At 69.9% G+C, this 25,368-nt stretch carries 25 protein-coding genes; 8 read left to right on the top strand and 17 right to left on the bottom strand.

Going from position 1 to position 25,368, the window contains the following annotated elements:
• Positions 1 to 59: 59 nt before the first annotated feature.
• From ACIBUY_RS13530 to ACIBUY_RS13520, 3 genes are read right to left on the bottom strand one after another with little or no spacing between them, the layout of a single operon-like run.
• A complete protein-coding gene (locus tag ACIBUY_RS13530; protein ID WP_399152622.1) occupies positions 60 to 2,168 on the bottom strand; it encodes a reprolysin-like metallopeptidase in 2,109 nt (702 codons plus the stop codon).
• Between the two features lie 51 nt (positions 2,169 to 2,219).
• Entirely contained in the window at positions 2,220 to 2,426 is a 207-nt protein-coding gene (locus tag ACIBUY_RS13525; protein ID WP_399152621.1) for a DUF397 domain-containing protein, read from the bottom strand.
• A complete protein-coding gene (locus ACIBUY_RS13520; protein ID WP_399152620.1) occupies positions 2,405 to 3,250 on the bottom strand; it encodes a helix-turn-helix transcriptional regulator in 846 nt (281 codons plus the stop codon). The genes ACIBUY_RS13525 and ACIBUY_RS13520 overlap by 22 nt, the downstream gene beginning before the upstream one ends.
• Before the next feature lie 175 nt (positions 3,251 to 3,425).
• On the opposite strand from ACIBUY_RS13520, the gene ACIBUY_RS13515 reads away from it, so the two are divergent.
• Positions 3,426 to 3,749, top strand: coding sequence for a hypothetical protein (locus tag ACIBUY_RS13515; protein WP_365564736.1), 324 nt, complete (start codon positions 3,426 to 3,428; stop codon positions 3,747 to 3,749).
• A 234-nt stretch (positions 3,750 to 3,983) separates the two neighbouring features.
• Positions 3,984 to 4,538, top strand: a complete 555-nt coding sequence (locus ACIBUY_RS13510) for a L,D-transpeptidase (RefSeq protein WP_365564733.1) — start codon at positions 3,984 to 3,986, stop codon at positions 4,536 to 4,538.
• A gap of 58 nt (positions 4,539 to 4,596) precedes the next feature.
• On the opposite strand, the gene ACIBUY_RS13505 is transcribed toward ACIBUY_RS13510, so the two are convergent.
• Positions 4,597 to 5,769 carry an ATP-binding protein gene (locus ACIBUY_RS13505; RefSeq protein WP_399152619.1) on the bottom strand — a complete coding sequence of 391 codons (1,173 nt, stop codon included), beginning with the start codon at positions 5,767 to 5,769 and terminating at the stop codon, positions 4,597 to 4,599.
• Positions 5,770 to 6,303: 534 nt separating this feature from the next.
• Between ACIBUY_RS13505 and ACIBUY_RS13500 the strand changes: the two genes are divergently transcribed.
• Positions 6,304 to 6,867 carry a bifunctional DNA primase/polymerase gene (locus ACIBUY_RS13500; protein WP_399152618.1) on the top strand — a complete coding sequence of 188 codons (564 nt, stop codon included), beginning with the start codon at positions 6,304 to 6,306 and terminating at the stop codon, positions 6,865 to 6,867.
• Between the two features lie 231 nt (positions 6,868 to 7,098).
• Positions 7,099 to 9,033: a hypothetical protein gene (locus ACIBUY_RS13495; protein ID WP_399152617.1), complete on the top strand. Its 1,935-nt coding sequence runs from the start codon at positions 7,099 to 7,101 to the stop codon at positions 9,031 to 9,033.
• Here the strand turns inward: ACIBUY_RS13495 and ACIBUY_RS13490 are convergent.
• From ACIBUY_RS13490 to ACIBUY_RS13445, 10 genes are all read right to left on the bottom strand, one after another.
• A complete protein-coding gene (locus tag ACIBUY_RS13490; RefSeq protein WP_365564723.1) occupies positions 9,022 to 9,315 on the bottom strand; it encodes a hypothetical protein in 294 nt (97 codons plus the stop codon). The genes ACIBUY_RS13495 and ACIBUY_RS13490 overlap by 12 nt on opposite strands.
• A complete protein-coding gene (locus tag ACIBUY_RS13485; protein WP_399152616.1) occupies positions 9,308 to 9,700 on the bottom strand; it encodes a DUF6578 domain-containing protein in 393 nt (130 codons plus the stop codon). Before ACIBUY_RS13485 ends, ACIBUY_RS13490 begins: the two co-directional genes overlap by 8 nt.
• Before the next feature lie 268 nt (positions 9,701 to 9,968).
• Entirely contained in the window at positions 9,969 to 10,307 is a 339-nt protein-coding gene (locus ACIBUY_RS13480; RefSeq protein ID WP_365564718.1) for a MerR family transcriptional regulator, read from the bottom strand.
• Between the two features lie 644 nt (positions 10,308 to 10,951).
• Positions 10,952 to 11,278, bottom strand: coding sequence for an SCO5918 family protein (locus ACIBUY_RS13475; protein WP_365564716.1), 327 nt, complete (start codon positions 11,276 to 11,278; stop codon positions 10,952 to 10,954).
• Between the two features lie 62 nt (positions 11,279 to 11,340).
• A complete protein-coding gene (locus ACIBUY_RS13470) occupies positions 11,341 to 11,568 on the bottom strand; it encodes a hypothetical protein (protein ID WP_399152615.1) in 228 nt (75 codons plus the stop codon).
• Between the two features lie 82 nt (positions 11,569 to 11,650).
• Entirely contained in the window at positions 11,651 to 13,096 is a 1,446-nt protein-coding gene (locus ACIBUY_RS13465) for a DEAD/DEAH box helicase (protein WP_365564712.1), read from the bottom strand.
• A 223-nt stretch (positions 13,097 to 13,319) separates the two neighbouring features.
• Complete coding sequence (locus ACIBUY_RS13460; protein ID WP_055566644.1) at positions 13,320 to 13,523, bottom strand: cold-shock protein; 204 nt, start codon at positions 13,521 to 13,523, stop codon at positions 13,320 to 13,322.
• Between the two features lie 737 nt (positions 13,524 to 14,260).
• Complete coding sequence (locus ACIBUY_RS13455) at positions 14,261 to 15,892, bottom strand: MFS transporter (RefSeq protein WP_399152614.1); 1,632 nt, start codon at positions 15,890 to 15,892, stop codon at positions 14,261 to 14,263.
• A gap of 94 nt (positions 15,893 to 15,986) precedes the next feature.
• Positions 15,987 to 17,003 carry an NAD(P)/FAD-dependent oxidoreductase gene (locus ACIBUY_RS13450; RefSeq protein ID WP_399152872.1) on the bottom strand — a complete coding sequence of 339 codons (1,017 nt, stop codon included), beginning with the start codon at positions 17,001 to 17,003 and terminating at the stop codon, positions 15,987 to 15,989.
• Positions 17,004 to 17,521: 518 nt separating this feature from the next.
• The gene (locus tag ACIBUY_RS13445; RefSeq protein WP_399152871.1) at positions 17,522 to 18,337 is read right to left on the bottom strand and encodes an oxidoreductase; all 816 of its coding nucleotides are present in this window, start codon (positions 18,335 to 18,337) and stop codon (positions 17,522 to 17,524) included.
• A gap of 203 nt (positions 18,338 to 18,540) precedes the next feature.
• Between ACIBUY_RS13445 and ACIBUY_RS13440 the strand changes: the two genes are divergently transcribed.
• Both ACIBUY_RS13440 and ACIBUY_RS13435 read left to right on the top strand, forming a co-directional pair.
• The gene (locus ACIBUY_RS13440; RefSeq protein WP_399152613.1) at positions 18,541 to 19,164 is read left to right on the top strand and encodes a TetR/AcrR family transcriptional regulator; all 624 of its coding nucleotides are present in this window, start codon (positions 18,541 to 18,543) and stop codon (positions 19,162 to 19,164) included.
• Between the two features lie 726 nt (positions 19,165 to 19,890).
• Positions 19,891 to 21,390 carry an ATP-binding protein gene (locus ACIBUY_RS13435; RefSeq protein WP_399152612.1) on the top strand — a complete coding sequence of 500 codons (1,500 nt, stop codon included), beginning with the start codon at positions 19,891 to 19,893 and terminating at the stop codon, positions 21,388 to 21,390.
• Positions 21,391 to 21,691: 301 nt separating this feature from the next.
• Here the strand turns inward: ACIBUY_RS13435 and ACIBUY_RS13430 are convergent, their stop codons facing one another.
• Positions 21,692 to 22,141 carry a hypothetical protein gene (locus ACIBUY_RS13430; protein WP_399152611.1) on the bottom strand — a complete coding sequence of 150 codons (450 nt, stop codon included), beginning with the start codon at positions 22,139 to 22,141 and terminating at the stop codon, positions 21,692 to 21,694.
• 605 nt (positions 22,142 to 22,746) lie between these two features.
• Positions 22,747 to 23,466, bottom strand: coding sequence for an SDR family NAD(P)-dependent oxidoreductase (locus ACIBUY_RS13425; RefSeq protein ID WP_399152610.1), 720 nt, complete (start codon positions 23,464 to 23,466; stop codon positions 22,747 to 22,749).
• Between the two features lie 88 nt (positions 23,467 to 23,554).
• On the opposite strand from ACIBUY_RS13425, the gene ACIBUY_RS13420 reads away from it, so the two are divergent.
• Both ACIBUY_RS13420 and ACIBUY_RS13415 read left to right on the top strand, forming a co-directional pair.
• Positions 23,555 to 24,163 (top strand): TetR/AcrR family transcriptional regulator, encoded by a 609-nt coding sequence (locus ACIBUY_RS13420; protein WP_399152609.1) that lies wholly within the window; start codon positions 23,555 to 23,557, stop codon positions 24,161 to 24,163.
• A 167-nt stretch (positions 24,164 to 24,330) separates the two neighbouring features.
• Positions 24,331 to 24,630, top strand: coding sequence for a hypothetical protein (locus ACIBUY_RS13415; RefSeq protein WP_399152608.1), 300 nt, complete (start codon positions 24,331 to 24,333; stop codon positions 24,628 to 24,630).
• A 297-nt stretch (positions 24,631 to 24,927) separates the two neighbouring features.
• Here the strand turns inward: ACIBUY_RS13415 and ACIBUY_RS13410 are convergent, their stop codons facing one another.
• On the bottom strand, positions 24,928 to 25,281 hold the full coding sequence (locus tag ACIBUY_RS13410; protein WP_399152607.1) for an ArsR/SmtB family transcription factor: 354 nt from the start codon (positions 25,279 to 25,281) through the stop codon (positions 24,928 to 24,930).
• Between the last annotated feature and the right edge of the window lie 87 nt (positions 25,282 to 25,368).

Raw genomic sequence — 25,368 nt, 5'->3', positions numbered from 1 at the left:
CCCCCAACCACACGCAAGGTTGGGGGCGTTCGGCTGCCTGACGGATTGCCTGACGGCATTCAACGAGACCCGTCACCGCGCTCGCAGCCGCAGCGGAACACCGCCGTGAGCGTGTGGTCGTGGTCGTCGAGGAGGAGCGAGGTCTCGCCCTGGGCCTTCTCCTCGTCGCCGCCGTAGGGCCTGCCGTCGAGCAGCCAGTCGACGAAGACGTGGCCGGGTTCGGGGACGGCGCTGACGTGGACGGTGTCGCCCTCGGCGTACGGGCCGGGCTCGGAGGCGGTGAGGGTGCCGTTGCCGCCCACGGTCAACAGGCCGACGGTGCGGCTGCGCGGCTCGAAGCGGGCGGTCAGCTCCATGTCGTCGGCGCCGACGTCGAGCGCGACGGTGTCGTCCTCTCCCGCGTACGACCCGTCGAGCTGCCAGCCGGCGAACCGCCAGCCGGGTGCGGCCTCGGCCTCGTACAGCAGGTCGCTGCCCTCAAGGACGCTGCCGTCGGCCTCGATGCCGCGGCGGCCCGACGCGCGGACGACCTTGCCCTTGCCGTGGGTCTTCGCGGTGACCTTCGAGGTGGGGGCCTTGCCCTTGCGGAAGACGGCGGTCAGGGTGCGGTCGCGGGCCATGCCGACGCGGGTGGTGGCCGCCTTGCCGCGCAGTTTCTTGCCGTCGAGGACCCAGTGGTCGAAGACGTATCCCTTACGTGCGTTCGCGGTGAAGGCGGCGCTGGAGCCGGGCTGGTACGGCCCGGGGCGGGCGGCGGTGATGGAGCCCGCGCCCTTGGGGGAGGCCGCGCCCTTGACCGTGCACAGGGACGGGGCGGTGCGGGCCGGGCGGTAGGCGGCGACCGCCTTGGCCGTGCGGGCGAACACGTCGACGGTGTCGGCCTCGTTGCGCTTGCCGAGCGGGACGCCGAGGGCCTCGCCGCGGTAGCGCCGGTTCGGGTTCTCGAACTGGTTGATGCGGTTGCAGGGCCCGTGCGTGGCGCGACGGCACCCGGACTCGTACGCCATGATCGTCGACCAGTCGCCGTCGCGCGGGAAGTAGCCGTTGGCCCCGTACGGCGGGGGCTGCACGGGCTGGGTGACGCGGTCGTGCGAGGCGCCCAGGTTGTGGCCGATCTCGTGGCCGAACGAGTAGTGGCCGACGGCGCTCTGCGCGACGACCGAGAAGCCGTAGTTCGTCGTACGCGGACCGGGCGACGGCGGTACGTAGCCGAGGCCGCCGTACGTCTTGCCGCCCGCGAGCACGGAGACCAGGTCGGCCCCGAACTGGTCGCGCTGGGCAAGGAGTTGGTCGGCGACCTTGTCGCCCGGGTCGGCGACGGCCCGCAGCAGCGGCTCGCCGACGGTGTCCAGGCGGGCGGGCAGCGGCCCGGTGGCGGCGGTGTGCACGAGGCGCAGGCGGACCTTGGCCCTGCTGTCGGCGAAGGCGTCGTTGGCGAGAGCGACGGCGCGGGCGGCCTGGGTGCGGATCTGCCGGTCGCCGCCGGCCTCCTTGCGGGCTGTTGGTGTGTAGCCGATCAGGACGTCGACGACGTTGATGCCCTTGGCGCCCTTGCAGTCGGGGCCCGCGAGGGGCGGGGCCGGAGCCGGTGCGGGCCGGGCGGGCGCGGACGCGGGCGGCGCGGCCAGCGGGGTCTCGTCCTCCTCGGCCATCGGCGTCAGCTCACTGATCGTCACCTGGCCGGGGCCCGCGGATTCCACCACGTACGCGTCGCCGCCCAGCATGAACTGGGCGCTGAGCACGGCGTCCCCGGGGCTCCCGTCGCAGCCGCTCTCCAGCGTGGCGACGACGTCCGCGTCCTCGGCACCGGCGACGGTCCCTGACCACATGAGCCGCCCGTCCTCGATGGCGTGCGACTCCTCCGTCACGTGGACCCGGGTGTCGTCGAAGAGCGGGAAGATCACCTCGTCACCGGGGCCGCGCCCGCACATCACGTCCACGGCGGACGCGCCCACGCGGGCGGTGCGCGAGCGGACGGCGTCGTCGCCGATCTCCTCGCGGTCGGCAGGGGCGTCGGCGGGCGACGGCGGCGTCACCACCACGGCCCCACCGGGCGGCCGCAGCCCGCGCCCGCCGCTCCCGTCGTCCGCGGCGCCGCTCACGCCGCCGGTCATCCCGAACACCACGGAGGCGGCGAGCACCGCTGCGGTCCATCTGTAACGAGCCATGCGGGGAGGGTTCCTCGCCCGGCCCGGGGGATCACGGTCGGCGGGGTCGTGTCACTCGGTGCGCCGAACGGCCGCCACGAAGGCCGACCAGGCGTGCGCCTTGAAGACGAGGGCGGGGCCGGACGGGTTCTTGGAGTCACGGACGGGGACGACGGCCTCCGGCATGTGGTCGGCGACCTCCAGGCACTCGCCGCCGTCGGTGTTGCTGTAGCTGCTCTTGCGCCAGGTCGCGGCTGTCAGATCAATGGTGGTGCGCACGGTGCTCCCTCCAGCAGTTCCCCGATGAACTCCCGCGACGCGGCGGGGGACAACGCCAGGTCACGCATCGCATCGTAGGCGAGCTGCAACCTTTCAACTCGGCTGTTGTCCTCGATGAGTTCACCGTGGACGTCGTTCTCCGTGTACGCCACCGTACGTCCGTTCGCATCACGCAGGAACATCACTTGGGTGTGCATCAGCCCGAAGGGTCCGGCCTTGAACGGCAGCACCTGGAGTACGACGTTCGGGCGCAGGGAGGCGTCCAACAGATGCTCCAGTTGGACACGTTGGGCCTGTGGATCACGTAGCCCCAGTCGCAGGACAGCCTCGGACAGGATGCTGCGGAAGTTCGGGGCGCCCTCCTTCGTCAGCAACTCGGCGCGGCCGAGGCGGGCTTCGACCTGTCGGGCCAGCTCCTCGCCCTCATGGCCACCTGCGGCAAGCAGCTCGGTCGCGTAACCCTTGCTCTGCAAGAGGCCTGGGGCGCTGCTGATCCCGAAATGCCAAAGACTGGTCGCCTCCGCCTCCAAGGACATGTACCGCCGGTACTGCTCCTTGAACTGCGTCGGGTCGTTCTGCGCCAACTCCCAGAGGGTGAGCATGAATTCGGGGGTTCCGTAGACGTCGTCCAGGGCCTGGGCCAGTTCGGGGCCGCCCAGGGTCTGACCGCCCTCCACCTTGCTGAGCTGGGACGCGTCCCATCCCGCCTTCTTGGCGAGCTGGCGCAGGCTGAGGCCGTTGCGCTGGCGCAGGATGTGGGCCTGCTCGGCGTAACGGCGGCGGGGTTCGGTGCTGCGGTCGGTGACGGTCCGTCTCATCGGCATGGGGTCGCCCTCCCTGTTGCCTTTGTTGAATTTGGCGGCCAGGAGTTGAACTTGCGCTGCTCCAGGGCGTTTTCGGCTCCGCGCGGCGGCATCCTCGTATCACCGCCCACCACGCACGGTAACCCTGCCGATGCGCTGCGCAGGGGCGAATGCTGAAGAAAGACGGGATACGCCGATGAAGACGGATAAGGGAGCGAGCGGGAAGGTGCCGGTCGGCTACTGCGACGTGTGCACTGCCTTGCGGGCCCAGCGGGATGCGGCCCACGCGGCGGGGCAGGACGGTGAAGTCGGCGTACGGGAGCGCGAGTTGGAGACGCACGGGGTCCCGGAGCCCGCCGTGCCGGTCGACGGGTGCGGGGTCTGTGCCGGGTTCGCGGACCGGCGGGCGCGGGCGCGTGCCGCGTACGACTACAGCGAGCAGACCGACATGAACGTACGGCTGCGTACGCACCTGGAGGACGAGCACGGGGTGGCGCGGCGGCAGGCGGCGCCGTCGTGAGGGCGCGGCGGCGCAGGTACCGGCGGCGGTACGACGGGGCCTTCTGGAGCGGGGTCCTCACCCTGTGCAGCGTGGGCGCGCTGCTCGCGGTGATCTGCGTCTGTGCGGCGGTTGGGCCGTTCGGCGCTCCGTGACGCTCGTTCGGAGCGCCTGACGATGCGTCAAACAGCTCGTGGGATAAACCCGTGAGCAGGAAGGACCGTTCACCGTTCCGCTGCACGAGAGGTCGACAGCATGGATTACAGGCGCGTATGGGGAGGTGCCCTGACCGCCGCCGAACCCGTCGGGGCCCGGGGCACGGCGTGCGTGCTGGCCCCCGGGCCGTATCAGAAGCAGGTCGAGAAGATGCTGGGGCTGCGCGTCGACGGGAGCCAGTCGGAGGCGGACTGCCGCGCGATCCAGGCGTTCCAGCGGCGCGAGGGCGTCACACCCGCCAACGGGTACGCGAGCCCGGCCACACGGCACATGCTGACGGTCGCCGTGGCCCGCAAGAATCCGAACGCCGCGGGCCGTTGCCCGGTCCGCAAGGGCCGCGTGGCCTGCGTCGACCTGACCCGGCAGCTGATGTGGGTGCAGCGCGGCCGCAAGGTGGTCTACGGCGCCGTACCGGTGCGCACCGGGCGCAAGGGCCTGGAGACCCGCAGGGGCTGGCACACCGTCTTCCGCAAGAAGCTGCACGAGGTCTCGGTCCTGTACCACCGCACGCCGATGCCGCACTCCCAGTACTTCTCGGGCGGCCAGGCCCTGCACGGGTCGCTGACGAACCTGTTCGTCGGGCCGGGCCTGTAGGAGATCTGGAAGCGCAGGATGAACCGGCTGGTGTCGTCGTCGGAGCCCTCGAGGAGCTTCAGCGCCTCCGCCGCGACCGTCTCCGCCTGCTCGTACAGGCCATTGAGGGTGGCGGGAACGAGGTGGAACAGACGGGCTTGGATGGCCAGTTGGCGATCCCCACTCGTCTCGGCGATGGCCAGGCTCTCCTCGGCGGGTACTGGGCGGCGATCTTCTCGCACCACAGCCGCGCCTCGGTGAACATGCCCGAGATGACCCAGTAGAACCACAGGCCCCGCATGATGACGACCGCCAGGGGACGGCTCTCGGGATCCTGGAGGCAGTGGTCGAACGCCGCCCGGATGTCGGCATGTTGGCGGTACAGGGCGCGGTAGCGGGGCACCAGGGCATCACGGAGGAAGTCCCGGTTGAAGTCCTCGGTGAGCGCGGCGAGATACCTGGCGTGCGCGCGGCGCAGCCCCGTGCTTCCCCCGTGTTCGGCCAGCATGCCGTCGCCGTACTCGCGCAGCGTGTCCAGCATCCGGTACCAGCGGCCGTCGGGCCCGATGCGCTGCACGACGGACTTGTCGACGAGCCCGACGAGCGCCTGCACCACGTCGAAGCCGGTCAACTCCCCACCTGCACAGACCTGTTCGGCCGCATCGACGTCGAAGGGCCCGCGGAAGACCGACAGGCGCGCCCACAGCAGCCGCTCGGCCGGGGTGCACAGATCGCGGCTCCAGTCGATCACGGTGCGCATCGCGCGCTGCCGCTGCCCCGATCCGCGCTGCCCGATGTCGAGGACCCGGAACCGGTCCTCGACCTGACGGTGCAGTACGTCCATGGGGACGGCCCGCAGCCAGGTCGTGGCCAGTTCGATGGCGAGCGGCAGCCCGTCCAGGCGGCGGCACAGCCGTATCACGTCGGCGCGGTTGCTGCCGTCGACGGCGAAGCCGGGCAGGACCGCGGCGGCCCGCTCCTCGAAGAGGGTCAGCGCGTCCCCGCCGTCACTGCCGATGGACATCGGGGCGGCCTGATACAGGTGCTCGGCCGGCACGTTCAGCGGGTGCCGGCTGGTGGCCAGGACCCGGGTGTCCGGGGCCCGGACGAGCAGCGCCTCCGCGAACTCGGCGCATTCCTGGGCCAGATGCTCACAGGTGTCGAGGACCACGAGCGCGGGCCCCTGACGCAAATAAGCGACGACGGCGTCCAACGGGGCGCGGGTCTCGGTCAGTCCGAGGGCCGCGGCCACGGTGTGCGCGAGCAGGGGCCGGGTCGCGCAGGGCGGACAGCTCGACGAAGTACACGCGCTCGTCGAAGACGGGGGTCAGGGTGGACGCGGCCTTCAGGGCGATGCGGGTCTTGCCGACGCCGCCCGGCCCGGTGACCGTCACCAGGCGGAACTGCCCCAGCGCCGCCCTCACTTGGGAGACGTCGTCGTGGCGCCCGATGAAGCGGGTCAGCTCGGCGGGAAGAGTGCTGGCCGTCGTACGCACTTCGTCCACTGTCACGACAGAATTGTGGCAGGCGGCCTGTCCGAGGAGTCGCGAATGGACAGTATTCACGCGATGTCCACACAGCCCTGTGGCACCGCCCCGCGACCGCCCCGCCGACAGGGCGGTCGCAGGATCGAGAGGGCGAACGGCCGGGGTCTTGGGCCGTGGGCGCCAGGAGGGGAACAGCGCCTCGCCCGCTCTCGCGGTGTGCCCTCAGAGTGCAGCGCCGGGCGGGGTCCCGTCCCGCACGCGGCGGTCTCTAGGTATACGTATCTTGCGAAACGCCGCTGGTGGTCCGGGAACTCGTTCGGTCGAGCGAGGTCCCGCACGACTCGCGCTCCCGGGGCGGGCCACGCAGGATTCCTGTGATCCCGTGCCCGCCCTTGGGAAGGACGTCGACCGTGCCCCAGCCGGACCTGAACGCAGCCGAGTGGCTGGCATCCGCCGCAACCGACCCGGCGCGACTCGTCCGCCGGTGGGAGCGTGACCCCTTGGACGTCGGACTGCTCGCGGTGGGGCGGTGGTGGGACGTGGTCCTGGCCGCGGGCACGGCCGGCCGGTCCGCGCTCGACCGCCTGACCGCGCACGGCCCGCGACCGGGCCCCGTACTGGCCGACACCGCGGGCACCCGAGTCTGCTTCCTCGTCCCGCCGGGCACCGCCGGTGCGTCCTTCCGCGCCGGTGTGCGCGTGGTCGGAGCGGGCGCCTGGCTGGTCGCCCCGCACCCCGAGGTCACCTCCCGCGGTCTGCGCTGGCTGGTGCCACCGGACGGCAGCGGAACGCTCACCGCCCCGTCCCGGCTCGCCGAAGCCCTGCCCCCCGCCTCACCGAACGGCCTCGCGCACTACGCATGAGCCATACGTTCCTACGCCTACGCCTACGCGTACGGGGTGAAGGGTGATCCCGGTACGCCACCATGTCCCGTCACCCGCGTTGTTCCCCCTGCGACCGACAGGGATCGCGACGGACGGAACGGAAGGTGCAGTGACGTATCACCTGGAGGGCCGGGGGCGGCGGTGAGTCCGACGACGAGCCGGACCATGGGCCGGTCCGTCGGTCAATGGGCAGCCCTGGAAGGTGACTTGGTGGGCCGCGAGGAGGCGGCGGCCGCACTGGAGACCCTGCTGCGCGAGCACCGGCTGGTCACCGTGACGGGCCCGGTGGGGGTGGGCAAGAGCGCTCTCGCGGAACAGGTGCTCGCGGCACTCGCGCAGCAGGGCGTGTGCACCGTCGTCCGTGTCAGGCGGCCCCAGCCGGGCCCGCGCTCGGCCGAAGAGCCCGCGTCGGCCGCGCTGGCGACGGCGATCAGCCACGACGACCCCGAGGCGGCCGTGGCAGCGCTGGCCGAACTACAGCCCCCGCACACGGACTTGACGGCACCGCTCCTCGTCGCCCTGGACGACATCGACCCGCTGCTCGATTCCTGCCTGCGCACGACGACCGTCCTCCTGCGGAAGTTCCCGACGCTACGTGTCCTGGTCACCGCCCGCCGGCCGCTGGGTGCGGCACAAGAACGCACGCTGCGCCTGAAGCCACTGAACACAGCACACGCAGCCGATCAACTCCCTCCAGCAGTAAGGCTGTTGCTCGCACAAACCCGTGAGGTGCGTCCGCACCTCATCGTGGACCCGACGGTGCTGCACACCATGGCCGCGATCTGCGACGTCCTCGGCGGCCTGCCCCTGGCCCTCGCACAGGCCGCGCAGCAACTGACCCACCTGGACCCGGACGAACTCCTGGCACGCCTGCGGTACAACCAGTGCTGGCTCACCCACCCGGACGCCGCCGTCGTCCGGCACCGCTCCCTGCGCCGGGCTCTCGGCGCGGTCTACGCACTGTGCGAGCGGCGGGACAAGGCGGTCTGGGCCCGGGCGAGCGTGTTCGAGGGCCCGTTCGCCGAGTCGGCCGCCGTGTTCCTGTGCTCGGGCGGCCGCGTGGAGGTCGACGCGGTGCGCGGCTGCCTGGCCCGGCTGGCGGCCGTGGGCGTGGTGGAACGGTGCGGCGACGAGGGCGTACCGGGAGGGCGGCGCTACGTGATGAGCCGCGCGGCCCGGGAGTTCGGCCGTGAGGCACTGTGCCGCGCGGGCGAGTCCGAAGCCGCGCTGGAACGATTCCTCATCCATGGCCGTCAGGTCGCCACCGTGGCCGGGGAACTGTGGAGCACCGGCAGCCCCGACGAGGCCGTCGCCCTGCTCAGGGCCGAACGGGCCAACATCTGGGCGCTGTTGGAGCAGACCCCCGGCGGCCCGCCGCACACACAGACCCTCGGCGAGATCGTGGCCCGGCTGTGGTTCTGGTGGACCGCCCACGACACCCGCGACCCCGGGCGGCGCCACCACTTGCTGCGTGCGCTGTGCCCGCCGCGCAGCCCGGACCTGTGGCGGGCCCCCTGGCTGGCGGGCATGCTCACCGCGCAGCACTCTCCCCGGATGGCGACCCGCCTGCTGGCGCAGACCTGGGGGCAGGCCGTCCTCGACGCGGACACCGCCGACGCCGGGCGCATCGCTCACGTGCAGGGCCTCATCGCCTGGCGCCAGGGCGACCTCACCAGCGCGGACCGCCTGCTGAGGGACGCGGCGCGCATCATCCCGGCCCACGCGTCCGACGGGCCCACCCCGGCGCTCAGCCTCGCGCTCCTGGCCGTGGCCCACGCGGCCACCGCCCCGAAGACCGCCCGCGCCCTCGCCCGCCGCGCCCTGGCCCAACCCGGCATCCTCAGCGACGCCTGGTCCGGCTTCCACGCCCGCCTCGCCCTGGCCCTGTCCGACCACCACGCGGGCCGCACGGGCCGCGCCTGGCGCCGCGCACAACGACTGACCCACGCACTCCCCGCCCACCTGACGGACTCCAGCGCAGCGTCACTACTGACCGCACTGCTCACCGCCCTCACGACAGGCACCCCCGTCGAGGCGTCCCCCGGCCCGGACCTCCTACCGGGGCCGACGCCACCACGGGCTGATGCCGGGGCGGCTGCTCGGGCGGCGTGGAACGGTCATCGTCGCGCGGAATCAACGAGATGAGCCGCCGCCGGTCTTGGCCTCGTGCAGGGCGACACCCAGCTCCCGCATGAGGGAGACCTCTTCCTCGGTCCGCAGGCTGACACCGAGATACTGCTCGGGCTCGTCGGCGTCGCAGAAGTCGTCGAAGAGCACGTGGAAGACGTGATCCAGATTCTCGAACGTCGCCGGGTCGAGCCACACATCCCGCTGCCAGGGCGGATTGGCCAGAGCCAGGACCGCAGGCACGAGGTTCACGCGGAAGTTGGCCAGGAGCAGAGAGTCCGCAGCGCTCTCGTCAGCCACGAGGCATCGCTCCTTCCGGGCCGCCCGATGCCTGCTCGGCAGTCACGAGGTATCCGGCGAAGCTGACACCCGGGCGAGCGTCCGCCCACCCGTCCGCCTTGCCGACGGAAACCAATACGGTCGTCCCCCGCACCGGGTGCTGCATCGGGGACGCGCTGCCCGAAGGGACCTCGTATCGGCAGTGCACCTCCGTGACGGTCAGGACGCGCAACGTAGTCGTCGCCCTCTCTTCCCCCGGGCCGTGGTGCTCCTCCCGAAAGTCGATCCCCGCCGCCCGCTCGTCCCCGACGACATCGGCGTAGTCCTCCGGATCGATCTCCAGCAACTGCCACGAGACGACGTCCCCGGGCGTGAAACTCTCCACAACACTGGATCTGCCAGTCATCGACCCACACCGTCAACGTCATCCCGCCATTGTCCGCCGACAGTTCCCGGGAAGCAGATCCACCCGGGGGAGGCGCGTTCTCCCCGTTGTGAGGCCTGGCCGGACTCAGCGCCGAGTACCGCCGCCGTACTCGGGGCAGGGTCCGGCGGCAGCCCTGCGCTGCGGTCCTCGGCGGCTGAGTCGCACCATCGGCAGCGAGGTCAACAGGGATCGTTGGATGGCGCGGACGGCGCGGCCTGTTCTGCCGGGCAGGGGGCGGGTGCCCGCCTCAGGCCGTGGTGGCCGGGCCGGAGGATTCGGCGGCGCGTCGGTACTCGGCGTTGATGCGTTGGGCTTCTTCGAGCTGGTCCTCGAGGATGACGATCCGGCACGCGGCCTCGACCGGGGTGCCCTGGTCGACGAGCTCACGCGCGCGGGCTGCGATCCGCAGTTGGTAGCGGGAGTACCGGCGGTGCCCGCCTTCGGAGCGCAGGGGGGTGATCAGCCGTGCCTCGCCGATGGCGCGCAGGAAGCCGGGAGTGGCACCGATCATCTCGGCGGCCCGGCCCATGGTGTAGGCGGGGTAGTCGTCGTCATCGAGACGGCCCAGCGAGTTGTCTGCTGTCATTTCACCTCTCTGTGGAACGCGTCGAGGGGCCCTGGCGCCGTACGGCACCAGGGCCCCGAAGGAACTACTACACCATCTGCCGACCATGATGCTGCGTCGGCCTCTTGTTTCCGCATGACCGTCCAGAACGCTGACGGGTGTGCGGGGATCGCGGATGCGTGACCGGAGACCACCTGCCTATCGATGTCCTGCGGTACCCGGGTTCAGTTCTGCGCCCGGGCGATCCTGATGGCGATCGATTCCTCCGTTCTTCCCTCTGGGTCATTCACTTTCGTACGGAACAACTGTCCTGCTTGTGGCGGCCCCTCATCACTGCGGGCCGCCCGGTCCGGTGGTCAGTCCCGTCGCCGACCTGCAACAACCCTGGCTTCGAAACTCCACCACCGCACCGTGATGCGAGTACTGCTGCCCGGCAGTTCGTGTCTGCCGGGCCACTCGATCCTGGCTACAACAGAAACCATAACCACGCGAGAACCCAATGTCTACTCCGGCGAGGATAGTTTTTCGGATGCCGGTTGATGAGGTAGTCGTCTCCGCCGGCGTATGGATGCGACGGTCCGGCACGCAGTGAGGGCCCGACCGGTCGTGCCGGTCGGGCCCTCACTGCGGTTCTCGTGCCGTTCGCGTACCGGCCTCGTCGTGGGTCAGGCCACGCTGCTCCCCAGCATGGCGGAGGCCCGCTGGAGCGGGCTGAGCGACGAAAGCGCGGCGGGCGCGGCGGGCGCGGCCGCCGGGACCGTACGGCAGGTGAAGCCGAGTTGGGTCATGGCCCGGACGACCTCGCCGGCACTGAAGTCACGGCGGTCCTGGCGGGTGATCACCTGGCCGACCTGCTTGACGGGGTACTGGCGGCGCCCGATGGTCACCGACTCCGACCCGTCGGTGACCGGCTCGGGCTTGACGCCCTTCATCGTCTCCAGCACGCCGGCCTTGGTCAGGTCGAACGGGAAGCGGGCGATGACACAGCGCATGAGACCTCACAGGGAGAGGAGAGGAGAGGAGAGGGGGGCGGGACCGACAGGGGCGAGCTGATTCAGCGGCTGATGTCGCGCAGGCAGATTCGGTCCGTGTATCCGGAGCTGTCACGGACGGCGGTGAGCCGGGCCAGGGTGAGCAGATCGGTGCGCCTGCCGTCTTCGTCGCAGACGAGCAGGTGCCCGACTCGGGCCCCGGCCATGACGGACAGCGCGACCTCGACCGTCATGTCGCCCCAGACCCTCGGTCCGGCTTCCTCCGCGTGCGTCGGGCGGAGCTGCTGCATCTGAACCAGCGTCAAAGGATGTCTCCTACAGAGAGGGATCAGCTTCCCGATCGCGATCACGAAGGGGCGGACACGGCAGGCCCTAGGCCGCCTTCTCGACAGGGCGCTGCTGTACGGACGCGCGCCGGCTCGCCGAAGCGGGACGGCGACGGCCCCGGGTGGCGCCGCCGCGCCGGGGGCGCTCGACCACCGGCGCGCTGATGACGACCGGAATGCCGGAGGGGGTCCGGGCGCCGGTGATGCGGTGCAGTTCCGGCTCGCCGGAGCGGACCTGGGTGACCTGCGGGCGGATCCCGGCATCCGCCATGAGGCGGACCATGCCGCGGCGCTGGTTCGGCGTGACGAGGGTGACGACGCTGCCGGACTCGCCGGCGCGGGCGGTGCGGCCGCCGCGGTGGAGGTAGTCCTTGTGGTCGGTCGGCGGGTCGACGTTGACGACGAGGTCGAGGTTGTCGACGTGGATGCCGCGCGCGGCGACGTTCGTGGCGACGAGCACCGTGACGTGCCCGGTCTTGAACTGCTTCAGGGTGCGGGTGCGCTGGGGCTGCGACTTCCCGCCGTGCAGCGCCGCGGCGCGCACACCGCTGTCGAGCAGGTCCTGGGTCAGTCGGTCGACGGCGTGTTTGGTGTCCAGAAACATGATCACGCGGCCGTCGCGGGCAGCGATCTCGGTGGTCGCGGTGTGCTTGTCGGCGCCCTGGACGTGCAGGACATGGTGCTCCATCGTCGTGACCGCTCCGGCCGACGGGTCGACCGAGTGGACGACGGGGTCGGTCAGGTAGCGGCGCACCAGGAGATCGACGTTGCGGTCCAGCGTGGCGGAGAACAGCAGGCGCTGCCCCTCGGGGCGCACCTGGTCGAGCAGTGCGGTGACCTGGGGCATGAAGCCCATGTCCGCCATCTGGTCGGCTTCGTCCAGTACGACGACGCCGACCTGGTCCAGCCGGCACTCGCCACGGTCGATGAGGTCCTTGAGACGGCCTGGGGTCGCCACCACGATCTCGGCTCCGCCGCGCAGCGCGCCGGCCTGCCGACCGATCGACATCCCGCCGACGACCGTGGCCAGGCGGAGCCTGACGGAGCGGGCGTACGGAGTGAGGGCATCGGTCACCTGCTGGGCGAGCTCGCGGGTGGGGACGAGGACCAGTCCCAGCGGTTGGCGGGGCTCGGCGCGCTGTCCGGCGATGCGGGAGAGCAGGGCGAGCCCGAAGGCGAGGGTCTTGCCGGAGCCGGTGCGCCCGCGGCCCAGGATGTCCCGGCCCGCGAGGGAGTTCGGCAGCGTGGCGCCCTGGATCGGGAACGGCACGGTGACGCCCTGTCTGCCGAGTTCGGCCAACAATTGCGCGGACATGCCGAGATCGGCGAAGTCCTCCACGGCGGGAAGCGCGGGCGTGACGGTCGCGGGGAGCGCGAACTCACCCCGCGGCGCAGCGGTCCGACGGCCACCGAAGGGACGCCCGCCCTTTCCACGGTCGGCACTGCTTCTACGGGTGCGGGTGACGCGGTCATTCGTGCGCGTGCGGTTCATACGGGAACCTTCCTCGATGCGGTGCACATCAAGGAATTCCCGCAAAAGTGAGCGGCGCAGGGAATCACAAGAATGGACCGTTGGTAAACGACGGCGAATCTGGCCGGCGAAGAAAACGCGCGGGCGAAGGGGCGCGTCTGCGGGGTGAAACCGCGGAAAATGCATACAGCTGGGGCCCGCCACCCGAAGGATGCGGGCCCCAGCTGCAAAGTGCGCGTCAGCGTCAGGCGGGAACGATGTTCTCGGCCGTCGGGCCCTTCTGGCCCTGCGCGATGTCGAAGGTCACCTTCTGGCCTTCGAGGAGCTCACGGAAGCCCTGGGCGGCAATGTTCGAGTAGTGGGCGAACACGTCGGCGCCGCCACCATCCTGCTCGATGAAGCCGAAGCCCTTTTCCGCGTTGAACCACTTCACGGTGCCATTAGCCATGTCAATCTCCTTTGGGGCAGTGCATCGGACTCCACACTCTGTGGAAACCGTGTCGCCGTGATGATTGCCCCGCCAGAAATAATGCGAAGTGCTCCGGTCCTGGAATTGGGCCGAGGCGCTTGAAATCTTGGGAACCACAACTGCAACTGAAACGACAGTAGCACGTCCCGGTGGCCGGTGCGGATCGATAATTTCGCTCCCCTCGTTGCGTCAAAACTCTTCCTCGCGCGACTGCTTAAACTCTCCCGTGGCGAACGTAGAAATTAATTCTCCCGGAGCACAACGTTTCGAATCCGCCCCTAGGGAGCCTTGCCCGAGACCGTCATGCGAGAGGGCCCTGGCTCCGTCCGCCCGGTGATCCAGACCGGCGCCACCGCCATGGACGGGATCTTCGGCACGCCTCCGCCTCCGCCCCGCCTCCGAAGCGGTAGGCACGCAGACAGACACGCACACGAAAACAGGTGAGGCACCTAGGAACGTTCCTAGGTGCCTCACCTGGTGTTTCAGCTGTCGGGGTGGCGGGATTTGAACCCACGACCTCTTCGTCCCGAACGAGGTTCGGCCGCTGTTCTTGCCTGCGAAGATGATGTTTGCACTGGTCGGCTCCCAGACGGCTCCCAGAGTCGCTGTCCGCTGGCCGAGGGCGGTGAGGTGTTCCAACAGAGGATCCGCGTGGCTGTGGACCGTGGACCACGCCCGCGCCCTGCGCGTCTCGCGGTGGATGCCACGTCGGTGATCTAGCGGGTGGCCCCGGTGTGCTCCCGCACAGTCGCCGCCGCGTTCGCCGTCGTCCCGGCCCCCGGCTCGGCGTTGTGCTTCGCGAACCCGCGCCGGCCCGGCAGGACCGCGAGGACGATCGCCGTTCCGGCGGCCATGATGATCCCGCCGATGAGGCTGGTCTGGGCGACTCCGTGGGCGAATGCCTGGTGGACGGCGTCCACGGCGGCCTGGGCCTGCTGGGGCCCGGCGGAGGGATCCTGCGCGACCCGCTGCGCGACGGCCAGGCCGGCGCCGACGGAGTCCTTGGCGGTCTCCATCGCCTCCGCCGGGAGCCGGTTGCCCACCAGGTCGGTCAGCTCGTCCCGGTAGGCCGTGCCAAGGAGAGAGCCGAGCACCGCGATGCCCAGCGCCCCGCCCAGCTCCAGCGCGGTGTCGTTGACACCGCCGCCGACTCCCAGCTCGGACTCGGGGAAGGAGCCCATGATCGTGTCGGTCGCCGGGGAGATGGCCAGTCCGAGCGCGAGGCCCAGCATCATCAGCGGCGCCAGGAAGTCCCCGTACGTCGATCCCTTGTCGATCTGCGTGAGCAGGAACATGCCCGCCGTGCCGATGGCCAGGCCGGTCACGGCCATCACCCTCACCCCCAGCTTCGGGGCGAGCACCCCGGTCAGCGCGGACCCGAGGAACACCGCACCGCCCAGCGGCAGCAGCCGTACACCCGTGTCCAGAGGGCCGTAGCCGAGGACGAACTGCAGGAACTGCGTCGAGTAGTAGATCACTGCGAACATGCCGAAGAAGAAGAACATCACCGCGAGCATCGAGCCGCTGAAGGGCCGCAGCGCGAACCTTCGGACGTTCAGCATCGGGTGCGGGTGCCGCAGCTCCCAGGCGACGAAGGCGACCAGACCGATACCGGCGACCACGGCGGCGGTGACGGGGCCGGCGCCCCAGCCGGAGTGCGGGCCCTCGATGGCGGCGTAGATCAGGGAGCCGACGGTGACGATCGAAAGGAGACCACCGACGTAGTCGATCCGGTCCATGCCCTGTGCCTTGGACGGCGGTACCAGGGCGAGCGCGCCGAACACGGCGAGGACGGCGATCGGCACGTTGATCAGGAAGGTCGAGCCCCAGGCGTGGTCCTCGAGCAGCCAGCCGGAGACCAGCGGGCCGAGGGCCACCGCAAGGCCGGAGGTCGCGGCCCAGGCGGTGATGGCCTTGGTCCGCTCGCTCCGGGGGAAGGTCGCGACCACCAGGGACAGCGTGGCCGGCATCACGACCGCGGCACCGACACCCATGATCGCGCGGGCCACGATGACCAGCGAGGTCTCGTCGACCATGCTCCCCATCACCGAACCGCCGGCGAAGAGCAGCAGGCCGAGGACCAGCGCGCCGCGTCGGCTGTACTTGTCGCCGATCGAGCCGAGCACCAGCATCAGCGCCGCGTACGGAACGGTGTAGCTGTCGACGACCCATTGCAGATCACTGCTGCTCAGGCCCAGATCGGTGGTCATGTCGGGGGCAGCGACGATCAGCGACGTGTTCGCCATCACCGTGATCAGCAGGCTCAGGCACAGCACGAGCAGCGCCAACCAGCGCCGCGTGTACGGCCCGGTCATTTTCTCCACGGGGGTGTTCGCAAGGAAGGGCATCAGTAGCTCCTGAGGGGGACGGGGTGGACGAGCGGAATCACTCGGTTGCCCGTGAGGTGAGCGGGGGACGGGCTGAGATCCCAGGGCTTCAAGATCATCGAGTGGCCGCTTCCGGGCTTGCCTCGGCGATCTGCCGGAGGGCCGCGTCGGTGTCCGCGACGGCCAGCACCTTGTTGATGTCGATGCCGGCCAGCGCGCCGGCCGCTGCGGAGGCCCCGACCTGGGCAACCGGATCGGTGACGTTGCCGGCCACCCAGACACCCGGCACCTCGGTGGTGCCGTCGACACCGGAGGCGAAAGTGCGGCCCGTCGGCAGGTCCTGAACCGGCAGACCCAGACCTTCCAGGCCCTGGGTGCGGGCCTGCATCTGCGGGGCGACCGCGAGGATGCGGCGAGCCACGACCTGTCCGTCGGCCAGGCGCACCCCGGCGAGGGCACCGTCCTCGTCGTCGACGACCTCGGTGACCGGGGTGTCGATGACGCGGATGCCGCGGGCGGCGAAGCGGGCGCGGCTGTCCTCGTCCAGGTCGGTGCCGTGGGTGAAGTAGGTCAGGTCCTCGGTCAGCTGACGGAACAACAACGCGTGGCCGATGGAGGCCGGTCCGGTGGCGAGGATGCCGATGGGCTCATCGCGCACCTCCCAGCCGTGGCAGTACGGGCAGTGCAACACACTGTGTCCCCAGTGCTCGGCGAGCCCGGGTACCTCGGGCAGCACATCCTTCAGGCCGGTGGCCACCAGGATGCGGCGGGCGGTGATGCCGCGGCCGTCGGCCAGGGTGACGGTGAACCGCAGGTCCCCGTCCGCCGACGGGGCGGCGGACTCGGCCGAGACCACCTCGCCGGACACGACGCGCCCGCCGTACTGGCGCACCTGCTCCCGGCCCCGTCGAAGGACCTCGGACGGCGGGGTGCCGTCCAGGGCGATGAGGCCGTGCACCGCCTCCGCGGGCGCGTTGCGCGGGGAGCCGCTGTCGATCACGACGACCGAGCGGCGGGAGCGGGCGAGGATCAGTGCACCGTTCAGCCCCGCGGCGCCCCCGCCGATCACCACCGCGTCGACGGTCCCCTCGGCCAGTGCGTCGCTCTCGTACGGAGGAGTCGCCACAGCCATGGCCTCCTGCGTTTCCTTGTCAGTCATGGTTCGGTCAACCCTTCGAGTTCTGGGTGTTGGAGGGGGGCAGCTGTTCAGGAAGGAAGCCGGGGATGTGGTCGGCGACCGTCTGGGGCTGTTCGAGGTGCAGGAAGCGCCCTGCGTCGGGCATTCGGACCGGGCCTTGCCGGCCTGGAAGGCGTCGCAGCGTCGGGGCGTGGAGGAGTTCGACCGCATGGGTTGCTCTTCATCGCGCCAGGTGTGCACGCGGCCTGTCCGGTGAGCTCAGGACAGTTGTGTACTGAATAGTCAGAAACCTAGATGGTTCTGTACTGAGTTGTCAAATACGGCAGGTCGACTCTCGCTCGCCACGGCGATGTCCGGAATGTCGCATCCAGGCTTGCTGGTGATCACGGGCTCGGCCAGCAGTGATGCGCCGATCAGGGTGGGGACTGTGAAGGCGGCGTTCGCGTACACCACCCACTCGGCGTGGACCAGGCAGGGGCCGGTTTGATGCAGGTGCCGGGTGTGCCGCGAGGTCAGGCGGCCAGCCGGTTGAGCTTGCGGATTTGCCTGTCGAAGGCGCGCGAGGGCACGATCCGGCGCAGGATGCTGACGCGGGTGGCCATCGAGCCCGCGGCGTACCGGAGCTTGGGCTTGGGATCGGTGGCGGCCGCGACGATCGCCTTCGCGACAACGTCCGGGTGGTCGGCGTTGCGCACGGCCGTGGCCAGCACGTCTCGGGAGGCCTCCCGCTGTGCGGCGTAGACCGGCAGGGGTGAGTCGGGCGCCATGCTGCTCGCCTCGAAACTCGTGCTCGTGTAGGCCGGCTCGACCAGCAGCATCCGGACGCCGTGCTCGCGAAGCTCGTGGTCGACGGACTCGACGTAGCCCTCGACCGCATGCTTGGTGGCGGCATAGACGGCCATGAAGGGGGCTGGGATCAGACCCAGTATCGAGGAGACGTTGACCACGCGGCCACCGCCCTGGGCGCGCATGTGGGGCAGCACTGCGTTCGTCATCCGCATCAGACCGAAGACATTGACGTCGAAGACCTCCTTGGCCTGGTTGATCGAGCTCTCCTCGCCGGCGCCGACCGCGCCCACGCCTGCGTTGTTGACCAGGACGTCGATCCGGCCGAACCGCTCGATCACCTCCTCGACCAGGGAGCGGACCGACTCGTCGCCGGCCACGTCGAGATCGAGGAACGTCACCCCGGCGAGCGGCTCGGCGTTCGCCGCGTTGCGGCTCGTGCCGACCACCGCGAAGCCGGCCCTCACGAGGGCGAGCGCTGCTGCACGCCCGATCCCGGAGGAGGCGCCCGTCACGAGGGCCACTGGGTGAGCTTTTTGCATGGTGGTTCCTTCGGTCGTGGGCATGACTTTGTCGTGCGCTGTGCGGGGCCCCCGCACTGAGGCCGACACGGTCTGCACCGGTCCTGCAAGCCCGGACCAAGCCTGTCCGGTGAGCTCAGGACAGTTATGTACTGAACAGTCAGAAACCTAGACGGTTCTGTACTAGGTTGTCAAGAATGGTGGGTCGGCCGTACCTTTTATGTATGGCGAGACCACGAAGCTTCGACCGCGACCACGTCCTCCATGCCGCCGAGCGGCAGTTCCGCACCTCGGGCTACAACGGCACAAGCGTCGACGACATCAGCGCCGCCACCGGCCTGGGCCGCGGCAGCCTCTATGCCGCGTTCGAGGGCAAGCACGGCGTGCTGCTGCAGGCGATGGCCGGGTATTCCGCCAGGCTGGGGCAGTTCGCGCCGCAGGCGCTCGCCGGACCGGACGAGGGCGCCCTGGAACGACTGCGCGGGTTCTTGCTCCGCGCCGTCGAAGGGGTGCCGCTCGCCGACGACGTACCCCCCGCCCCTGACCGGTCGGCGGCGGCCTGCTTCGCCGCCAAGATGGCCCTGGAGATCGGCGCCTCCGACTCCGAGGTGGAACGCCTGGCCAACGACTGCTTCTCCGTGGTCGCGACGGCGGTGGCCGAGTGTGTGCGAGCGGCCCAGCGCAGCGGCGACATCGACCTCGACGCGGATCCCGACGACCTTGCGTACCTTTTGCTGACCATCGTCCGCGGGATCGATGTCGTAGGCGCGTCCGGTCACAGCCCCGCCCGCCTGACCTCGATCGCGGAGAGCGCGTTCGCCTTGCTGCCTCGCCCGCGCCACCGCTGAGAAGGGCACGGCCCACCTCGTTACGCGGGCGATGGGCATGGTGCAACTGGTCGTCAGCGAGCTGGACACCGAATGGGTCGAAGCCAGGCAGCCCTTCCCGCAGGGGTTCAACACGCTGCGCTCGACAGGGAAGTTGCGTTGTCGGAGGGCCGGTTACTGGCCGGGCCGGGCCGAGTTGAGCGGGCAGTCCGTGGGGCGCTACTGCTCCCAGCCGTTCAAGGAGACCTCCGGGCCTCCATCCAGGTCGCGATATCCAGGTAGCGATGGAGCGCACCGCCTCCGATGCGGTAGTCACTCAGTTAGTCACGCACAAAGCCAGAGGCCCGGTACCGAATCCGGTACCGGGCCTCTGACCTGGTGCTTAGCTGTCGGGGTGGCGGGATTTGAACCCACGACCTCTTCGTCCCGAATGAGGTTCGGCGAAGATCGTGACCCGCTGGGTCGCTCTCTCCGGGGCTGCCCGGACTAGATCGGCTCGTCGGCGAGGTACGGGGGAGCCGGCGCGTACTGGATGGCGCGACTCACGTGCCGTATCTGTACTTTCGGCTCCTCAACGCCCCCATCGACCGTGCGTGAGAGCTGCTCGAAGCCTCCGACGCGCGGCTGCCCGAGACCGCCGCCGTACGCCGTGGGCGTCGTCGCCCCATTCGGCCACACGAACGACCTGTTACTGGATTGAGTTAGTCTAACTTGACTTAGTCTAGATTATCCTGCTGTCGTGGACACATGACACGACCCGCCGACCTCTTCGACCGGATCACCGAGTGGGCCGACCTGGAGCGCTTCGTCGCCTCGCCTGCGCCCGGTCTGCGGATCGGGATCCTCTACGGCCGTCGCCGCACCGGGAAGAGCTTCCTGCTGCGCCGCCTGTGCAGGGCGCACGGCGGGCAGTACCACATGGCCCAGGAGGAAGAGCCGCTTCCAGCACTCCAGCGGTTCGCCGATGCGGTCGCGGCGGGGCGCGGCCTCGCCTCGGGTCAGCTGCGCTTCCGGGACTGGGACGAGGGACTCCGCACCGCGCTGCGGCCGCTCCCCGGCGCGGGCGACCAGGCAGCCGCGCCGCTCCTGGTGATCGATGAGCTCCCCTACCTTCTCGCGCACCCGCTCGGCGCCCAGATTCCCTCCGCTCTCCAGGCGCTGGTCGACGAGAGCCGTGACGACCCGGAGGCCGTACGCGGCCGGGTGATCCTCTGTGGATCCGCGCTCGCGGTGATGTCGGACCTGCTCTCCGGAGCCAGGGCCCTGCGCGGCCGCGCTGAACTCGACCTGCTCCTCAAGCCCTTCGACTACCGCACCTCGGCCTCGTACTACGGGATCGAGAACACCGAAACCGCCTTCCGTGCGTACGCCTTCTTCGGTGGCACCCCCGGCTACCGCGACCTGCTCGGCGGCGCCTCTCCCCAGACCCGTTCCGACCTCGACGAGCTACTGCTCGACACCGTCTTCAACCCCAGCCATGCACTCTTCGGCGAAGCCGGATACCTGCTGCGGGAGGACCCCCGGATTCAGGACCGGGCGCTCTACCTGTCGGTCCTCGGCGCGGTCGCTGCCGGTGCGACCACCCCCTCCAAGGTTGCTGCCGCGATCGGCCGCGACCAGCGCAGCCTGCACCACCCGCTCGATGTCCTGATCACCTCGGGCTTCCTGGTCAAGGACGAGGACTTGCTGCTCCAGCGCCGCCCCGTACTGCGCCTCGCCGATCCGGTGGTACGTCTGCATCAGCTCGTCACCGTCCCACGTCTGGCAGCCTTCGAGGAGCGCAAGGCCGCTCCGGCCTGGAAGGCCGCCGCGCAGACGGTCAGCGCGCAGATCCTGGGCCCGTCCTTCGAGCAGCTGGCCCGCGAATGGACGGCCCGGTACGCCTCGGAGCGCACGAAGGGCGGCCCGACCGGCGAGATCGGCAGCACTGTGGTGAACGACAGCGCGGGCCGTGCGCAACACGAACTCGACGTCGTCGCCCTGGGCGTGGGAGAGCGCCGGCAGGCCGGTGCCCCAGTCGTCCGGGCGATCGGCGAGGCCAAGTCGTCCGACCGCGCCCGTACTCTGTCCGACCTCGAACGCCTCGACCACATCCGCAAGTTGCTGACGGCCCGCGGCGTCCACGCCGCCGACGCGAAGCTCCTTCTCTTCGGCCGCTCCGGCTTCGACGTGAACCTGACCGAGGCGGCGAGTGGCCGCCGGGATGTGGAACTGGTGGACCTGGAGCGCGTCTGGGGCGGGGAATGACATGAGGACCTGAGCGGGAGCCCGGGGAGCGGGTCGGCTCCCAGATGGCTCCCAGGGCTGGCGCTCAACCTCAACTGGGAAGGGCTTCCCCCACCAGTGCGAGCAGCCGGTGACCCGGCCGGCCCCGTCGGGGGAAGCCGGCCGCTCTCACCGTCGACGGCACCGGACACCGTCGTCCACGTCTTCGCCAGAACCTCATCCGCCCGATGCTGAACTCGACAGAGACCGCCAACCCGTCCTCGGCGGCCTCCAGCCAATGGAGGCACTGCGGTGGATCAGCTGCGGGGCCACGCCGGTGCGGTCACTTCCAGTCGCTGTCCGATGGCGCCGTCGCTGTTGGCTCCGTTTCTTGGGCGGCCGCTTGCTTGTGCTCGATGAGGGCCGTGGTACCGGCTACCACCGCAGAAAGAGCCACGGCGGCGGACAGCATGGTCGACTTACGGCTGACGTCGCCCCGCAGGCCCGCAGCCAGGAAAGCGGCGGCATCGACCGAGTCCATGACGATGTTCACCGCAAGAAACTGCTGCTGCTGGGGCCGGGTGAAACTGTCCATCCGTTGCAGTCCAAGCCCGAGAGCGGCGTTGCGGATCGCGAACATCCGCGCGTAAGGGATCGCGGGGGTACCGCTGGCCGTGAGCTGGAAAACCCGCGCGGCCAGCCGCGGGGTGAACAAGTGGGTGGCCGCGACGATGAAGCGCCCGGTCGTCAGCGCTCTGCGGGAAGGAACCAGGTGGAGGGGGAATTTGGACATGGAGAATCCTTTCAATCCGGAACGGGCCGGTCAGTTGTTCAGGAGGTGGCGGGTCAGGAATTCGACCTGGTCCGCAACGACGGCGTCGAACGCCGGCAGGCCGCTCATGCTGGGACGCTTCAGCCTGAGTCGGGGCGGCCTCGGACACCGCGGCGGCGATCGCGGCGGCGGCCTGCCCGGCTTGTTCGGGTGTCTGGGACGGCATGACCTGTAGGCGCAGTCTGGCGGAGCCGCTTGGCGCCACGGGGTATTCGACGACCACGGCCGCCACTCCGCGCGGGCTCAGATTACGGGTCCGCGCCTGCGGCCTGCGCCGAACCCGCTACCGCGATCTGCCGAAAACGCACATCGGGCACGTCCTGACCGCACTGGCCTGCAGCGTCACCCGCATCGCCGACTGGATCGCCGAACCGACCCGTCCCCGGCGGGCACCAAGCCACTTCCGCGCCCTCTGCACCGCCCCCAGCTGACCCCGGCAAGATCACCAACAGAGTCGCGGCATCGGCCCTAGGCTGAGATGGCTGCTTGCCTTCGGCTTCGCGGGAGACGGGAGTCCATTCGGCCCACTCGGTGAGGTGTTGCTGAGGGAGGGTTTTCTGCGGGGTTCAGAGCCCGGCGACGACGCGTCGTAGTGTGCCCGGCGCGATGCGCAGCATGGCGGGCATGACTTTCGTCTGACCGGGGAATGCCATGTTCCGCCTGCGTCGAAGGGCTTTCATCGTGACCGCCGTCACCTGCTCGGGAGTCAGTTTCTTCCCCGTGGCTGCGGCGTTCATGGGTGTGTCCGTGGACGGTGGGAGGACCTCGAGGACATGGGTGCCCTTCGGGGCGAGTTGACGGCGCAAGCCATCCGCGAAGCCGTGCAGGCCGGCCTTCACCGCGCCGTGGGTAGGCGCGCGAGTGGGCGAGACCAGAGCGAACCCCGAGGTGATGAACACGATCGCGTCGGGCTCTGGCCATCGCTCGAGCACTTCACCCGTCAAGTGGATGGGGGCGGTGAGGTTCAACGCCACCTCGGCATCGAGGGTCGCATTGGGGTTCTTGCCGGCGGCGTAGTCGCGTTCCTCGAACGTGCCGGCGTTGTTGACCAGTACGTCCAGACGCCCGAAGCGATCAGCGACTGCTTGCAACAGCGCTGCCCGGTCGGCCGCGTCCGTCACATCGGCCCGCACGGCCAGCGCCTGCGGGTGGGCCTGCGCGAATCGGTCCAGCGCTGCCTGCGAACGCCCGCAGACGACGACGGACGCCCCGCGCTCCACGAAGGATTGGGCGAGGCTCAAGCCGATGCCTGAGGTTCCGCCAGTGATGAGCACGGTCTGCGACATGATGTCACCCTTCGCTATTACGTACCGATTGGTACGAAACACGTTAGCACATCCGTACCGATCGGTACCGAAGGAGTAGGATGAAGAAATGACCTCGACGACACCAGCCCCTCCTGGCAGGCCTCGCGCGTTCGACATCGACGAGGCACTTGATCGTGCCGTCCTGGTGTTCTGGTCAAAGGGTTTCGAGGGCGCCAGCCTCGACGACCTCACCGAGGCGATGGGTATCAGCCGCCCCAGCCTGTACAGGGCGTTCGGCAGCAAAGAAGACCTCTTCTACAAGGCGCTGGAGCGATACACCGAGGGCCTGACCGCCTACTTCGCTCAAGCTCTGACAGAGCCCACAAGTCGAGCAGTGGCCACCGCCGTGCTTCACGGGACGGTCGAGGCGGCGACCCTGCCGGGGTTGCCCGCGGGCTGTCTTGGCGTGCTGGGTGCGTTGGCCACCGGGGATGACAGTCGCCCGGCCCGAGACGCACTCATAGCATGGCGCGAGGAGGGGATAGCCCACTTGACGCGCCGGTTTCAACAGGCGGTGGACGCCGGTGACCTTCCGCCTTCCACAGATCCTCATCTGCTTGCGGTCTACCTGAGAACAGTCGCCAATGGGATCGCCGTCCAGGCCGCGAGTGGTAGTTCCCGCCCTGAGCTGCTGCACGTCGCGAACCTCGCGTTGGGCGGCTGGCCAAAGCCGTAGTCAGCCAGTTGGCCCGGGATCCGCGCACGCACTTCGACCTTCTGTGGTTCGCGCGAGGCCGGCGTGACTGGCGAGACGCGTCCATGGATGACCGGGCGGCGTACGCGTGGTGGCGTCGTCGCGACGAGCGTGGACCTTGTCTGTAGGACACGAGCTGGGACCGGGAGGTGTCCACGGTCAACGGGCTCAAGGAACCGCCGCGACGGGTGGCGGAGCTGCGGGTGCGTCACCTGGAGCGGTATCTGATGTCGACGCGGCAGGTGTGCGGGGAGAGGTCGGCCCGCCGGAACCTGTACGAGGAGGCCATCAGTCGGCCGGCCCTCGAAAACGACGCCCTGCGCAGCGGCGCCGCCGTTCTTTCACTGCCTGCCGCAGCACGCCCGCGCCGTCCTGAATCCGACACCGCCCCCGGAGGCGTCTGGCGTGCGAAGGGACGCTGGGCGTGGCGCGCAGCCAACTACCGATGATCAACTGTTCATCAAGCTGTGCGGGCCGGCGGCATCCCGGCTCCCGCCCTTGTCACGTCGGTGCCCCAGCTGGCCGGCAGTCGTAGTGCATCCGCCGACGGGGAACCGGGTTCGGCGCAGTACGCCGCCTCCCTGTAAGCGGGTACGTCGGGGCCGGTGGCGTATCGCCTTGCTGGGGCACCGGTTACTGCCGCTCGGCGCACGAGGTGTTGTTCGACGTGATCGAAGCCGGCCGCAAGCTGGACGCCTGGCTGCGGTGGGTCCGGTTCGTCGCGGCCGCCGAGCGATGCCTGAGCGTCAGGCGCTCTCGGCGTTCACGTAGGGCTCCACGCGGCCGACGCTCTCCTTGAGGACGAGGTCGAGCAGTCCGGGGAAGCGCTGGTCCAGATCTTCCTTGCGCAGCGTGTTGAAACGGCGGGTGCCGACGTCGTGCTGCCGGATGAGACCGGCCTCGCGCAGGACGCGGAAGTGGCGGGTGAGTACGGACGCGGTGACGTCCAGGGTGAAGCCGCTGCAGGCCAGGCCGGGGGAGACGGAGAGGGTGACGACGATGGTGAGCCGGGTCTCGTCGGTCAGCGCGCTCATGATTTTGAAGAGGTCGAGGTCGTCCGTGTCGGGGTGGACGAGGGGCGACGAGGTGCGACTGGCCATGGGGAAAGGGTAACCCCCTGCCGCATGTTCGCGTTGGCGCGTACATGGGTTACAGTGAAGGCACGGATTGATCCTTCGTCCGTCATC

This window comes from Streptomyces sp. NPDC050085 (assembly GCF_044460595.1).
Classification (GTDB): domain Bacteria; phylum Actinomycetota; class Actinomycetes; order Streptomycetales; family Streptomycetaceae; genus Streptomyces.
This window is presented reverse-complemented; position numbering and strand designations above follow the sequence as displayed.

Bases quoted from the DNA above. Each gene is read 5' to 3' on its own strand.
- ACIBUY_RS13515 (WP_365564736.1), top strand. From the start codon at position 3,426: ATGAAGACGGATAAGGGAGCGAGCGGGAAGGTGCCGGTCGGCTACTGC.
- ACIBUY_RS13470 (WP_399152615.1), bottom strand. From the start codon at position 11,568: ATGCAGCAGCTCCGCCCGACGCACGCGGAGGAAGCCGGACCGAGGGTC.
- ACIBUY_RS13465 (WP_365564712.1), bottom strand. From the start codon at position 13,096: ATGAACCGCACGCGCACGAATGACCGCGTCACCCGCACCCGTAGAAGC.
- ACIBUY_RS13435 (WP_399152612.1), top strand. From the start codon at position 19,891: ATGACACGACCCGCCGACCTCTTCGACCGGATCACCGAGTGGGCCGAC.
- ACIBUY_RS13440 (WP_399152613.1), top strand. From the start codon at position 18,541: ATGGCGAGACCACGAAGCTTCGACCGCGACCACGTCCTCCATGCCGCC.
- ACIBUY_RS13430 (WP_399152611.1), bottom strand. From the start codon at position 22,141: ATGTCCAAATTCCCCCTCCACCTGGTTCCTTCCCGCAGAGCGCTGACG.
- ACIBUY_RS13455 (WP_399152614.1), bottom strand. From the start codon at position 15,892: ATGCCCTTCCTTGCGAACACCCCCGTGGAGAAAATGACCGGGCCGTAC.
- ACIBUY_RS13410 (WP_399152607.1), bottom strand. From the start codon at position 25,281: ATGGCCAGTCGCACCTCGTCGCCCCTCGTCCACCCCGACACGGACGAC.
- ACIBUY_RS13460 (WP_055566644.1), bottom strand. From the start codon at position 13,523: ATGGCTAATGGCACCGTGAAGTGGTTCAACGCGGAAAAGGGCTTCGGC.
- ACIBUY_RS13450 (WP_399152872.1), bottom strand. From the start codon at position 17,003: ATGGCTGTGGCGACTCCTCCGTACGAGAGCGACGCACTGGCCGAGGGG.
- ACIBUY_RS13420 (WP_399152609.1), top strand. From the start codon at position 23,555: ATGACCTCGACGACACCAGCCCCTCCTGGCAGGCCTCGCGCGTTCGAC.
- ACIBUY_RS13445 (WP_399152871.1), bottom strand. From the start codon at position 18,337: ATGCAAAAAGCTCACCCAGTGGCCCTCGTGACGGGCGCCTCCTCCGGG.
- ACIBUY_RS13475 (WP_365564716.1), bottom strand. From the start codon at position 11,278: ATGCGCTGTGTCATCGCCCGCTTCCCGTTCGACCTGACCAAGGCCGGC.
- ACIBUY_RS13480 (WP_365564718.1), bottom strand. From the start codon at position 10,307: ATGACAGCAGACAACTCGCTGGGCCGTCTCGATGACGACGACTACCCC.
- ACIBUY_RS13485 (WP_399152616.1), bottom strand. From the start codon at position 9,700: ATGACTGGCAGATCCAGTGTTGTGGAGAGTTTCACGCCCGGGGACGTC.
- ACIBUY_RS13520 (WP_399152620.1), bottom strand. From the start codon at position 3,250: ATGCCGATGAGACGGACCGTCACCGACCGCAGCACCGAACCCCGCCGC.
- ACIBUY_RS13510 (WP_365564733.1), top strand. From the start codon at position 3,984: ATGGATTACAGGCGCGTATGGGGAGGTGCCCTGACCGCCGCCGAACCC.
- ACIBUY_RS13530 (WP_399152622.1), bottom strand. From the start codon at position 2,168: ATGGCTCGTTACAGATGGACCGCAGCGGTGCTCGCCGCCTCCGTGGTG.
- ACIBUY_RS13425 (WP_399152610.1), bottom strand. From the start codon at position 23,466: ATGTCGCAGACCGTGCTCATCACTGGCGGAACCTCAGGCATCGGCTTG.